The sequence below is a fragment of the Streptomyces sp. NPDC090077 genome (genome assembly GCF_044747545.1).
Lineage (GTDB): Bacteria > Actinomycetota > Actinomycetes > Streptomycetales > Streptomycetaceae > Streptomyces.
The window spans coordinates 57169-69035 of sequence record NZ_JBIVEG010000017.1; the positions used below are offsets into that span (position 1 = coordinate 57169).

General features: G+C 69.0%; 11 protein-coding genes and 3 pseudogenes. 4 read left to right on the forward strand and 10 right to left on the reverse strand.

Annotation, left to right across the window (positions count from 1 at the left end; translation table 11 throughout):
- Window positions 1-2 precede the first annotated feature (2 nt).
- Window positions 3-1565 carry an MFS transporter gene (locus tag ACIPW5_RS25580; RefSeq protein ID WP_401249193.1) on the reverse strand — a complete coding sequence of 521 codons (1563 nt, stop codon included), beginning with the start codon at window positions 1563-1565 and terminating at the stop codon, window positions 3-5.
- A gap of 116 nt (window positions 1566-1681) precedes the next feature.
- Here ACIPW5_RS25580 and ACIPW5_RS25585 point away from each other — a divergent pair, with 116 nt between their 5' ends.
- Window positions 1682-2590, forward strand: coding sequence for a TetR/AcrR family transcriptional regulator C-terminal domain-containing protein (locus tag ACIPW5_RS25585; protein WP_401249196.1), 909 nt, complete (start codon window positions 1682-1684; stop codon window positions 2588-2590).
- A gap of 98 nt (window positions 2591-2688) precedes the next feature.
- Here the strand turns inward: ACIPW5_RS25585 and ACIPW5_RS25590 are convergent.
- The 5 genes and pseudogenes from ACIPW5_RS25590 to ACIPW5_RS25610 all read right to left on the reverse strand — a co-directional run.
- Window positions 2689-2814: pseudogene (locus ACIPW5_RS25590) on the reverse strand (hypothetical protein); the annotation flags it as partial.
- Window positions 2811-3563, reverse strand: coding sequence for a MerR family transcriptional regulator (locus ACIPW5_RS25595; protein WP_401249199.1), 753 nt, complete (start codon window positions 3561-3563; stop codon window positions 2811-2813). The pseudogene ACIPW5_RS25590 and the gene ACIPW5_RS25595, both read right to left, overlap by 4 nt.
- A complete protein-coding gene (locus tag ACIPW5_RS25600) occupies window positions 3560-3889 on the reverse strand; it encodes a hypothetical protein (RefSeq protein ID WP_401249201.1) in 330 nt (109 codons plus the stop codon). Before ACIPW5_RS25600 ends, ACIPW5_RS25595 begins: the two co-directional genes overlap by 4 nt.
- A 168-nt stretch (window positions 3890-4057) precedes the next feature.
- Window positions 4058-4768: a cation transporter gene (locus ACIPW5_RS25605; RefSeq protein WP_401249203.1), complete on the reverse strand. Its 711-nt coding sequence runs from the start codon at window positions 4766-4768 to the stop codon at window positions 4058-4060.
- Window positions 4768-5121, reverse strand: a complete 354-nt coding sequence (locus ACIPW5_RS25610; protein WP_401249205.1) for an ArsR/SmtB family transcription factor — start codon at window positions 5119-5121, stop codon at window positions 4768-4770. The genes ACIPW5_RS25605 and ACIPW5_RS25610 overlap by 1 nt, the downstream gene beginning before the upstream one ends.
- A gap of 57 nt (window positions 5122-5178) precedes the next feature.
- Here ACIPW5_RS25610 and ACIPW5_RS25615 point away from each other — a divergent pair, with 57 nt between their 5' ends.
- Both ACIPW5_RS25615 and ACIPW5_RS25620 read left to right on the forward strand, forming a co-directional pair.
- Entirely contained in the window at window positions 5179-5550 is a 372-nt protein-coding gene (locus ACIPW5_RS25615; RefSeq protein ID WP_401249208.1) for a DUF3703 domain-containing protein, read from the forward strand.
- Window positions 5551-5809: 259 nt separating this feature from the next.
- A complete protein-coding gene (locus ACIPW5_RS25620) occupies window positions 5810-6241 on the forward strand; it encodes a recombinase family protein (protein ID WP_401249211.1) in 432 nt (143 codons plus the stop codon).
- A 32-nt stretch (window positions 6242-6273) separates the two neighbouring features.
- Here the strand turns inward: ACIPW5_RS25620 and ACIPW5_RS25625 are convergent, their stop codons facing one another.
- Window positions 6274-6642 (reverse strand): VOC family protein, encoded by a 369-nt coding sequence (locus ACIPW5_RS25625; protein ID WP_401249213.1) that lies wholly within the window; start codon window positions 6640-6642, stop codon window positions 6274-6276.
- A 284-nt stretch (window positions 6643-6926) separates the two neighbouring features.
- Here ACIPW5_RS25625 and ACIPW5_RS25630 point away from each other — a divergent pair, with 284 nt between their 5' ends.
- A complete protein-coding gene (locus ACIPW5_RS25630; protein ID WP_401249465.1) occupies window positions 6927-7652 on the forward strand; it encodes a leucine-rich repeat domain-containing protein in 726 nt (241 codons plus the stop codon).
- Between the two features lie 114 nt (window positions 7653-7766).
- Here the strand turns inward: ACIPW5_RS25630 and ACIPW5_RS25635 are convergent.
- The 3 genes and pseudogenes from ACIPW5_RS25635 to ACIPW5_RS25645 all read right to left on the reverse strand — a co-directional run bounded on the left by ACIPW5_RS25635 (window position 7767) and on the right by ACIPW5_RS25645 (window position 11822).
- Window positions 7767-10899: pseudogene (locus tag ACIPW5_RS25635) on the reverse strand (Tn3 family transposase).
- Between the two features lie 133 nt (window positions 10900-11032).
- Window positions 11033-11155, reverse strand: a pseudogene (locus ACIPW5_RS25640) (IS5/IS1182 family transposase); the annotation flags it as partial.
- A gap of 43 nt (window positions 11156-11198) precedes the next feature.
- The gene (locus tag ACIPW5_RS25645; protein WP_401249216.1) at window positions 11199-11822 is read right to left on the reverse strand and encodes a hypothetical protein; all 624 of its coding nucleotides are present in this window, start codon (window positions 11820-11822) and stop codon (window positions 11199-11201) included.
- Window positions 11823-11867: the final 45 nt, after the last annotated feature.

Genomic DNA, 11867 nt, shown 5'->3' on the forward strand with positions numbered 1-11867 from the left:
CATCATGACGCCAATGTCGCGGACTGCGGGTCGGCGGATGATTCCGTCGGGTGCCTCGTCTTGCCTGCACCCCTCAGCCGTGTGAACGAGAAGAGGGCGGCACCGGCCATGACGACGGCCGCGCCGACGGCCGCGAAACCCATCCCGTGCGTGAAGGCGTCACGCGCGGCCGCCAGTACGGCATCGGCTGTCCCGTCAGGCAGTTGGGCCGCGGCGGCCGTCGCGCCGCCCAGCGTTTCCCGTACGGCTTCGGCCCGCGGCACGCCGGAGGGCAGCGCGCCGGCCATGTCCCGGCTGTAGACCACTGCCCCGATGGATCCGAGGATCGCCATGCCCAGCGCTCCGCCGAGCTCCTGGCCCGACTCCAGCACGGCCGCGGCTGATCCCGCGCGCTCCGGCGGGGCCGCTCCGAGGGCGAGTTCGTTGGCGAGGGTCATGGCGGCGACCAGGCCGCCCGCGTACAGGGAGACGCCGGCGAGGGTGAACCAGAGTGCCGAGTCGGTGCGCACCTGGGTCAGCCAGAGGAAACCGCAGGCGGAGAGGAGGAAGCCGCCGCCCATGACGTACGCGCGGTCCATGCGCTGTGCGAGCGCGGCTCCGGCCGGGGCCATGACGGCCACCCCTGCGGCCGGTGCCAGGCTCCACAGCGCGGCGTTGAACGGGCTCAGGCCGAGGACGGACTGCAGATACTGGGTGAGGAAGACGGCCATCCCGACCGTGGCGAACATCGCGAGGAGATTGGCGACCACCGGGCCGCCGAAGGCGCGCCGGCCGAGCAGGCCGAGGTCGATCATCGGATGCGTGAGGTGCTTTTGTCGGCGTACGAAGAGGAAGCCGAGCACGAGCCCCACGCTGATGGCGAGGGCGGGCAGCGGCTCGTACCCGTGCCGGGCCCATTCCTTGATGCCGTAGATGACCAGGAGCACAGCGCCTAGGGACAGCACCGCGCTCAGCAGGTCGAACCGCACACGCTTCGCAGACTTGAACTCCGGCACCAGGAACGGCACCAGCACGAGCAGCAGCACCATCGCGGGCAGGTTGATCAGGAAGACCGCGCCCCACCAGAAGTGCTCCAGCAGCAGACCGCTGACCACGGGCCCCAGTGAAATGCCTGTCGTCATGACGGCGGTCCACAGAGTCACCGCCTTGCCACGCTGCTTCTCGTCATGGAAGAGGTTGCGAATCAGGGCAAGGGTCGAGGGCATCAGGGCGGCGCCGCCGAGACCCAGCAGCGCGCGCACGGCGATGAGCAGTTCAGCCGTGTGGGCGTACGCGGCGGCGACCGAGGCCGCTCCGAAGAGCACCGCTCCCGCGAGCACCAGCGCGCGCCGGCCGATCCGGTCGCCAAGCGCGCCCATCATGATGAGCAGCCCGGCGAGGACGAAGCCGTACATGTCGAGGATCCACAACTGCTGCGTCGCGCTGGGCTCCAGGTCCTGGCTGACGTAGGGAATCGCGAAGTACAGGACCGAGACGTCCATCGAGACGAGGAGCAGGGGCAGCATCAGGACGCCGAGGGCGGTCCATTCCTTGCGCCCCGCGCGGGGGCCGGGTGTGTTCTCCATGAACGGCAGGGAACCGGGATCGTGGCGTACAACGCAAACAGGTACCTAGTGCACTGCGTCCTTTCTCGGTGGTGAGCAGCCAGAATGCTCTGTAAGTGCACTAGTACAGTGCACTCATGGCTATGGAACCGCCCTACCTCCGTATCGCTGGAGACATCCGTCGGCGTATCGCCTCAGGGGAGCTTGCGCCCGGGACCCGCATTCCTTCCACCCGGCGCATCACCCAGGAGTGGGGCGTCGCGATGGCGACCGCGACGAAGGCGCTCGCCACCCTGAACCAGGAGGGTCTGGTGCGGGCCGTGCCCGGCGTCGGCACCGTGGTCGCCGAGTCAGGACGAGAGGGCCCTGCGACTCCCCGCCACGGACTGACCCGGGATCGCATCATCCGCGCCGCGATCGCCCTCGTGGACGACGAAGGGCTCGCCGCGCTCTCCATGCGCCGAGTCGCAACCGACTTCGGCGTCTCCACCATGGCGCTATACCGTCACGTCCCGAGCAAGGCCGAGCTCGTACGGCTGATGTCAGAGACAGTGTTCAACGGAGAACCGCTGGGGTCGCGACCACCCGGCTGGCGCGCGCAACTGGAACGGGAGGTGCGGTGGCTGTGGGGCCTCTACCAGCGCCATCCCTGGCTGGCGCGAACCATGGCTGCCCTCACGCGGCCAATGGCCTCGCCCCACGCGATGCGCTACACCGAGCGGGTCCTCAGCGCCCTGAACGGCCTGGGGCTGACACCGACCCAGATCATCCACGTCCACCTCGCTCTTCTGGGGTACGCCCAGGGGGTCGCAGCGGCCGTCGAGTTGGAGTCGCAAGCGCGGCAGGACACCGGCATGACCCCCGAGGAGTGGATGGCCTCCAACGAACCGCGTATGGAGACGATCCAGACCGCCGGGTCCTATCCGCTCCTGTCGACCCTCTTCGACCAGGAGGGGTTCGAACTCGAACTCGACACTCTCTTCGAATTCGGGCTCGCGCGGATGCTGGACGGAGTCGAAGTACTCATCGAGAAAACCCGAAGCTAGGACCACTGGACCCACTCCTGGAGTTCGAGCTCAGACGCAGCGGCTGTCAAAGTCTTTGACAGCAACACCGGTTTCCTTGTCCGCTCCTACTCGGACCCCATGACGCCGGCGCCGATCCAGATCCAGCCCTTGTGCTCGCGGATGCCCTGCCAGACCAGCCAGGCGCCGCCGATTTCGAAGAAGGCGGCGACGGCGAACAGTGCAACGGAACGAGCGATGGTCATACCGCCGGACCCTGCCGGCGGCCTGCGCCCGTGATCTTCAGCGGGCCCCCGGACGCCTTGCAGCCGCACCCGCCGTCACCAGCGGCCTTTGGCGCGCAGGAGCAGGAGCAGGAGCAGGAGCAGGAGCTGCGGCGCTGGCCGAGCCACCAGGTACCGGCGGCGAGCACGGCCAGGACGACGGCGAGGGCGGGCAGCCAGCCCACCACCGCTCCGGCGCCGGTGCCGACGACGCCCGCCGTGATCAGTAGGGGCAGCGCGCAGCACGCCACGCAGGCCAGGGCGGCCAGGTCCTCCAGCGCTTTGGGGGTGCGATGGGGTCTGGGGTCAGCAGCAGGGGCCGGCATGGCGGTTCTCCTCGGCGAGGTCGGTGAAGGGGATGGGCAGCAGGCGCTTCCGGCGCAGACGGTCAGGTCGTCGCACCCGGCTTCAACGGCCGTGGCCAGGGCGGCGCGGATGGTGGTGAGGTCGGCGAGCTTGGCCGCGGCCCGTTCCTGGAGCCCGGCGACGGGACGGCCGTGGCGGTGGCGGCCTGCCTCCAGTAGCTCAGCGACCTCCTCCAGCGTGAACCCGAGGCGCTGGGCTGCCTTGATCACCCGCAGCGCGGTCACCGCGTCCTCGCCGTAGAGGCGGTGACCGCCGTTGCTGGGTTCCGGCTCGGCCAGCAGGCCGCGCCGCTCGTAGTAGCGCAGGGTCTGGATGTTCACCCCGGCCGCCTCGGCGACCTGCCCGCTGCGCAGGCCCGCGCTCACCGCTGCAATCCGGCGGTCCGTGCGGCCAGGGCGTCCAGGATCGTCTCGTGCGCTGGGTCCACCGCGATGTCGAGACTGATCAGGTCCTCGCCGGGGGTGGTGGTGAAGGTGAAGAACGAGCAGCAGCCGCTCTCCCGCTCCACCAGGTCCCGCACCCGCTCCTCGACCCCGGAGCCGGCGGCCAGGTCCAGGCGCAGGGGCAGCGGCTCTGGCCTCGACGAAGAGGTCAGCCGCTCGGAGACCAGCGCGTCCCATTCCGCGACCCGCAGGGGCCGCTCCTCGGTGGGCAGCGTGCAGGACTGCGGCACCCACGCCAGATCACTCATCGCACTCACTCCCGTCGTCACGTCCCCGAGAGCGGGGACATCTCCGACGGTAAACCTGTACCTGGGTACCGGTTGCAAGCCGCGGGGCGGCGAGGTCGGCGTCGGCCCTCGGCATGCAGTGAGGGACCCCGGTTCGACACTGGAGTCCCTCGTGGCGGGTGGGGGAGGTCAGCAGCAGCAGTCGCATCCCGGGCGGCAGCCGCACGCGTCCGCGCTGGTGTCGGCGGACGGTGCCACCGCGGCGGTGGGTGCGCAGCAGCCCTTGCCCTGCCAGGCGTCGCGGCCCTCCTTCACCGCGATGGCGGCGATGACGAGGGCGGCGATCGGGTCGGCCCACGACCAGCCGAGCGTGGCGTTGACCACCAGGCCGACCAGCAGCACGGCGGACAGGTAGGTGCACAGGAGGGTCTGCTTGGAGTCGGCGACCGCGCTGGCGGAGCCTAGTTCGCGTCCGGCCTTGCGCTGGGCGGCCGACAGGAACGGCATGATCGCCAGCGACAGCGTGGCGATCACGATGCCAGGGATGGACCGCTCGGCCTCACCGGTGCCGGTCAGCGCGCGGACGGCGTCGAACGTGACGTACGCGGCGAGCGCGAAGAACGACACCGCGATGATCCGCAGAGTGGTCTTCTCCCGCGCCTCGCGCACGTCGTGGTTGCGGGCGGAGAACTGCCAGGCGACTGCGGCGGCGGAGGAGACCTCGATGACCGAGTCCAGGCCGAAGCCGATCAGGGCGGTGGAAGAGGCGATCGTGCCGGCGGTGAGGGCGACGACCGCCTCGATGACGTTGTAGGTGATGGTCGCCGCGACCAGCAGCCTTATTCGGCGGGCGAGGACATCACGGCGGGCCGGGCTGGGCCCGAGGGATATCGCGGTCATCAGCAGCATCCCTTGTCGTCGGCGTCGGCGTCGGCGTCGGCGTCGGCGCACGTGCGGTCGGTGGCGACGGCCACCACGGCGTTGCGCAGGTCGTCCAGAGCATGGCCGAGACGGGGGTCGGCCAGCTCGTAGCGGGTGCGGCGGCCGTCGGGGACGGCCACGACCAGGCCGCAGTCGCGCAGGCATGCCAGGTGGTTCGACAGCCGAGTACGGGAGATCTCCAGCGCGTTGGCGAGGTCGGAGGGGTAAGCCGGGGCCTCGCGCAGCGCGAGCAGCAGGCGGCAGCGGATCGGGTCGGCCAGCGCCCGGCCGAAGCGGGTCAGGGCGTCGAGGTCGGTGGCGAGGGTCAGCATGGACAAGACGATACACGGATGCTTGAATTCAAGAGATCCTGAACTGTTGGAGGTTCCGTGTCCCGCCGTGCCCCCATGTCGCCCGCCCTGCTTGAGGCGTTCACCGCCGAGATGGCCGCAGCCCGCGCGCCGGGGCCGGCGGCGGAGCGGTGGCGGGCCGCCGAGCGGGCGCACATCCTGTCCCAGCCCTGGCCGTGGCCCCACACCCGCACCCATGGCGCGATGCTCCGTCTCGCCTTGCGCGACCGCGACATGTGCGAGGCCCTCGGGCAGCTGGTGCGCTTGGCCGTGGCCGCTCCCGGCTCGGCGGCCGGGAAGTACCCGGACGGCAACACCGGCCGCACCCGAGCCGGGCTCACCACCCCCATGCCGATCCCGGACGACCTCGCCGCCCTGCTTTGTGAGGCCGGCATTGCACTGCGGCGCTAGATCCCGATCTTCACTAACCTTCGTTTTCTGAAGATCGTCCGACAGGGCTTCCTGACCCCCGCAGGGCCTTCAAGAACCCCTTCAACAAGCTGGGTTATTCAAGAACCCCGGACCACCGTTTTCTGACAAGATCCGGGGTCGTGACCGCCCTCGAACCGGCCGCCGGGCCGGAACTCCTCGTCGCCGAACCGCTCGTCCGCACCTAAATCAAGATCGGGTACGCCAGGGTCATCGAGCGCACGAACGGCCACAAGACGACTTGGCGGAGCGGGACCTGCTGCTGCCACGGCTCCGCTCCGGCGACACTGTCACGGTTACCCGGTTCGACCGGCTCTTCTGCTCCGTCCAGAACCTCGTCATCGTGGGCACCGACCTGCGCAACCGCGGTATCCGCCTCCAGGCCGTCGAACAGAACATCGACAGCAACACCCTCGAAGGACGGGACTTCTTCGGCATGATGTCCGTCTTCGCCGCCCTGCACCACGAGTTCGTACGCGCCGCCACCAACGACGGCCTGGCCGCCGCCCGGGCCCGCGGCAAGACCGGCGGACGACCGCCACGACTCACTCCTGAACAGGCCGAGCAGGCACAACAGCTCTATGACTCTGGCACCCCCATCCCGAAGATCGCCCAGACCTTCAAGATCGGGCGTTCCGTCATCTATGGCTACATCACGCCCAAACGGCCGTAGTCGCCGACGCACGTCGTCCACATCAGCGTCTATCAGGCTCTGACCAGGCAGAAAGGATGCCCAGCCGGATCGGTGAGGACCCGCCACCTGCCCTCATTCGGCTGATGATCAGGTTTGCCCGCTCCGAGCTCAAGCAGCCGGGTCTCGGCTTCGTCCAGGTCATCGACCGCGAAGTCGAGGTGGGACTGCTGAGGAACAGTTTGGTCAGGCCAGCGGGGAGGCCGGTAGTCGTCTACTCGCTGGAAGCCGATGAAGAGTCCGTCCTCACAGTTGAGACCGGCGAAGTTGACGTCGGATTTCGGGTGAGGTTCGAGGCCGGTGGCCTGCTGATAGAACGCCGCCAGAGCCAGCGGATCAGAGCAGTCGAGTGTTATCGCGCACAGCTTCATCTGCAGGGGCATGACACCTCCGGGTCGATCAGTGGATGTTCGCGATGCACACCATAGAGGCGGTCACCCACTGCCTTTGCGATCATTTCCACGGAAGAGCCGCACCCAACCGGCTCTCCGCAGACACGATGAACTGAGACAACGTCATGCATCCACACCCGCCGGACACGATGCACCGAGACGCCGGCCTCGGCGCATGTCGCCACACACTGCATCACACCTGCTCAGAGCGCTGATCGAAAGCTAGATCAAATGAGATGGGACAAATCGGAGCCCAGACTGCCGACGAAGGGGAGATGGCCGTGAGGCACACACTGAACTTATGGCGTCAGGAGCTGGGAGAAGTACCCGAGTCCGTCTGGCGACAGACCGATCTTGATGTGCTGATCCTCGCGGACAACGGACTCACGGCTCTCCCGCCGGACATCGGGAAGCTCCACCGGCTGAGAACCCTGGACCTCGGCCACAACGCGCTGACGTCAGTGCCCGAAGAACTTGGTCAGTTGACCGAGCTCAGCGACTGCCTCTACCTGCACGACAACCAGCTGGTCCAGCTCCCTGACTCTCTGGGAAACCTGACCCGTTTGCGCTACCTCAACGTCGGTGAGAACCCCCTTACCGTCCTGCCGGAGACCATTGGTGGGATGAGCGATCTCATCGAGTTCAGGGCCCAGCACGACCGGCTCACCACCCTGCCCGACACCATCGGGCAGCTCCGCAGCCTGCGTGAGCTGTGGCTTCGAGGAAACGCGATCGAACACTTGCCGTCGTCAACAGCCAACCTGCACGACCTGCGCCACCTGGACCTACGGGAGAACTCCCTGACCGAGGTGCCCGAGCCACTCGCCAGCCTCCCTCGACTGCGTCAGATCGACCTGCGGAGCAACAGCCTCAGCCAGCTGCCCGACTGGATCGCCCTGATGCCGTCACTGGAGAAGCTGGACCTGCGCTGGAACAAGGTCGATCCCTCCCTGCCGCTCCTCAAGAAGCTGGAGCGGCGGGGGTGCATCGTCCTGACCTGACAGCGACGACCCCTCGCATCGGCCATTGCGTGCTCTTCTCCTCTCGGCACAGGGCAGCCGCGCGGGGCCTCAGCTTCCACAACGAACGGCCCGACAGGTCGGGTGCGCCGCCTGTCACTCCTCGTCTTCGTCGTCCTCGACGGCGTCCGGGCCCCGCAGCGGGCGCAGGCCGTGGCCGGGGCTGCTGGCCTTGATGTTGAACAGGTAGCGGCCCAGGAAGTTGATGTGCCGGTCCTTGAGCGGGGAGAGGCGGACGACGTCCTCGTCCTTGATGTCGTGGCCCTCGGCGCGGAGCCGGGCGACGGCCGCGTCCAGGTAGCGGGTGTTCCACAGGACGACGGCGTTGAGCACCAGGCCGAGGGCGGCGAGCTGGTCCTCCTGGCCCTCGCGGTACGCCTGGCGGATCTGGCCGCGGCCGCCGTGGCAGATCGCGCGGGCCAGGCGGTGGCGGGACTCCTGGACGGTGAGCTGCCGGTTCATCAGCCGGCGGTAGGTGTCGTCGACCGGGTCGGCCAAGGCGAGCAGGTGCATGGTCTTGTCGATGCGGCCGTACTCGGCGAACGCGGCGCCGAGCTGGGTGGGGTGGCACTCGCGGCCGGACATCCGCAGCAGGTCGTAGGCCCGGACCTGGTTGGTGATGCGCGACCCGGCCACCCGGAGCATGTCCGGCCAGTGTGTGGCGATCCCTTTGAGGTTCACCTTGTTGCAGGCGACGGCCTCCAGAGGCCCGTACCCGGTCGCCGGCGCCTCGCCGTCGGGCAGGTCGGCCCGCCAGAATCGCTGGTCGGCCAAGTCGCGGAAGCGCGGGGCGAAGCGGAAGCCGAGCATCTTGTACAGGCCGAACGCCATGTCGGAGTACGAAGCGTTGTCGGTGGCGACCATCTCCGGCTTCACCCCGCCGTCGAGGTTCAGCAGGGTGTCCAGGGTGTAGAGGCTGTCGCGCGGGGTGCCGCGTACGACCATCGCGCCGATCCCCGCCACCTGGTCATTGACAGCATTGAGCCAGGTCACGCCCCGTTTGTAGCCGTAGTGCTTGGGCGAAGGGCCGGTGTTGATGCTCTTCACGGGGACGACGAACCGCAGGCCGTCGACGGAGGCGAGCAGTCCGCCGCCCCACATCTGGGCCGGCTCGATGCGGGACCGGGCGGTGATGAGCGCGGCGTTCGCCGCGGCGTTAGTGTCGGCGCGCAGGTAGTTCTGGTCGACGTGGGACAGACGTGAGCGGGTCAGTGCCTTGTTCTCCGGGTCGATGACCGGGGTCAGGCCGATGTTGCAGCTCTCCGCCACCAGCAGCGCGACCAGGGAGACAAGCAGGCCCTCCATGCGGGTGCGCCGCTCGGAGGCGTGCCCGAAGGCGTCGAGGAACCCGGTCCAGGAGTGGACCTCGAACAGCAGGTCCGGCAGGTCGATTCTCGGGAGGATCGCCTCCGTGGTGGCCTTGAGCCAGGTCAGCGACTCCGGCTCGCCCACCGCGCCGAGCTTGTCCACCGACAGGCGGGCGCGTCCGCCGCCCTCGGGTACAACGATCTCCACCTTCGCGTCGGCGCCGGCCTCCTGAAGGTGGTCGGCCATCTGCCGGCATGCCGCGTCCAGCCCCCGGACGAGCTGGGCCAGGTGCCCCTCGGCGTCCTCGGTCAGGGACAGGCCCGCGAGCACGTCCGCGCGCATCGCCTCCCACCGCGGCCCGTCCAGCAGCCTCGCGCGCGGATCTGCCCACCGGTTCGACGGGGAGGCGGACACATCGCGCCGGTTCAGGGCACGGTGCAGCTGCTCCAGCACGCACACCACGTACGCATCGCGGTCGACCGCGCCCTGAAGCAGCTTGGCGTTGGAGAACACCGCGCGCTTCCACATCGCCGGCATCGGCTCGGCGTCGACCTCGCGGGCAGCAGCGGCCGGTCCTTGACCCGGCGCCGGGAGAGCGCGGGCAGGCGACGCACGGCCTTGAGGATGCGCCGCCCGGCCGGGGCCGCGTCCAGTGCGTCCGACTCGCCCAGCAGTGACAGGAACGGGCGCACGGTGTTGTAGCGCAGGGCCGGCTTCTCGCGCATCGCCGCTTCGGCCGAGCCGTCGTCCTCGGGCACCAGGGCCTCGACGGTCGCGACCGCCCCGGCCACCGCCGTACGCGGCACGGCCTCCTCGACCGCCGCCCACAGCGCGGCGACGTCCAGATCCGCCTCGTGCTCGGCGACCAGGTCCAGCTCCTGGGTGAGGATCTTCGACGCCTTCGCCAGGATCCGGGCCGCCTTCTCCAGTTGCGGCAGCGCCGACAGGCGCTCGCGGTCCGACGCCCGCCTGGCCGGGCTGATCAGCCTGTTCGCCATCAGCACCGCGAACAGGTCCAGCGCGTCGTCGACCGCCTGCGCCTCCAGCTGGCGCAGCACCGCCGTCAGCAGTGCGGTCCGCCACGGCTCCGGCGCCCGCTCGATCGTCTGCGCCTTGCTCAGCTGCCCGTACCGGGCCAGCGCGGACAGCCTGTTCACCGGAACCCGCGACAGGTTCACCCGGCCCAGCGCGAACGAGGAGATCTCCTCCACCCGCTCCATGGCCCGCACCATCGCGTGCCCGTCGTCTTCACCGGCGGCGTCCGTAGCCGCTCCAGCTCCGAGACCCGCCTGCCCTCCGGCACCGCCAGCAGCTCCGCCAGCGCCGGCGCGAGCGCCGCATCCGCCCGGGCGGTGGCCCGGGCCACCGCCTCGTACAGGCGTCGCTCGGCCGCCGTACGGGCCTCCGACACCTGCCGGGCCAGCACCGAGACACCCGGTAACAACACCCGGTTCTTCCGCAGCCACGTCACCGCGTGGTTGAACAGAGCCACCGGCCCCTCGGCGTGCGTCGACGCCCGCCCGTACAGGAAGCCGCGGAACTCCCGCCCTCACTTCCGGTCGGTGAAGTCGCGGTACTTGAACCGCCTCTGGACCTCGTCCGCGTGCTCGTACACCGTCGAGCGCCGCTCGGCGTACCGCTTCACGCACGAGGCGTCCGCGATGCCGAGCTGTCCCGCGAGGAACTCCACGGTCTCCCACGGCACCGCGAGCGGGTACTCGCCCAGGAACCGGCCGACGTAGCGGACCGTGCAGATCTGCACCGTCATACCCAGCCGGTGCGCGTCCGTACGCCGCAGCGCGATCAGGTCGCGGTCGTCATCGTCGAGGAAGAAGAACCGCTCCAGCTCCGGGCGCGTGGGCACCTCGGTGAACGTCCCGTACGCCTCGGCCTGCTCATCAGTCAGAAACTCCACCGGCACGAGGCGGACCGCAGCCAGCGCTGGCACCCGCTCGACGATCTTTCCGTGAACCTCAGCGAGGCCACGGAACGGTGTGCTAGCCGACCAAGATCAATCTCACCGGGATTTCCTGTACCCCGACTACTCACACTCGTTTCCGAATGGCGTCCGCACCCCGGCGCCGTAGAACCGTTACGAGCTTCCCGAAGGTGCGAGGACTCGGCCCGGAGAACGGGGCTATCCAGGAAGATTCCGACGCCGTGATCACACCAGCCATACCAAGATCGTTCCACGGGATGGCCGGTGGTCTAGTCCGCCTCTCAGCTGCCGCTCAACGGAGACGTCCACGCAGGGTCATGTCGGGATCTCCTCGTAAGGTGCGCCAGCAGGTGCTCCGCCGCGAGGGAGACTGTCTCTTGTGGCGCGCCAACTGCGGTCAGGGTCGCGATCAGCCTTGCCGATGCCGTTTCCGGCACGTCCGGGTCGGTGAGGAGGGGAAGCAGCAGCAGAAAGCGGGTGGCCGTGTCCTGGACGCCTTCGTCCGCAGGCAACGGGCTGTCGGCGATCCGGATCAGTTCGTGCCACCTCAGCCCAGTGCCCGAGAAATCTCCGTCCCAGCTGGCGATCTGCTCGGCGCAGCTTCTGCCCGGATGGGTGAGGAGGTAGTCGGTGCCGTAGTCACCGTCCAGGTTGCGGTAGATCACCACAGCTCCGGGTCCGTCGTCAGCCGGCACCCTGAACACGGGCCAGTGCTCAGGGTCGAAGAGGACATCGGACAGGGCATCGGCATCGGCGCCGTCCTCACCGAACCACTCCGGAACCGGGCGCTCGGCACACCCCCCGTCGCTGCACATTGCCAAGAGGTAGTTCGACCAGAAGCCCGAGTGGAGCAGCAGTGACTCGCCCGGCACCAACGGGCCGACGTCATATCCCTTGATCAGCACCCCTCGATCCTGTCACCAGCCACTGACACGGTCCGATCCAGGTCG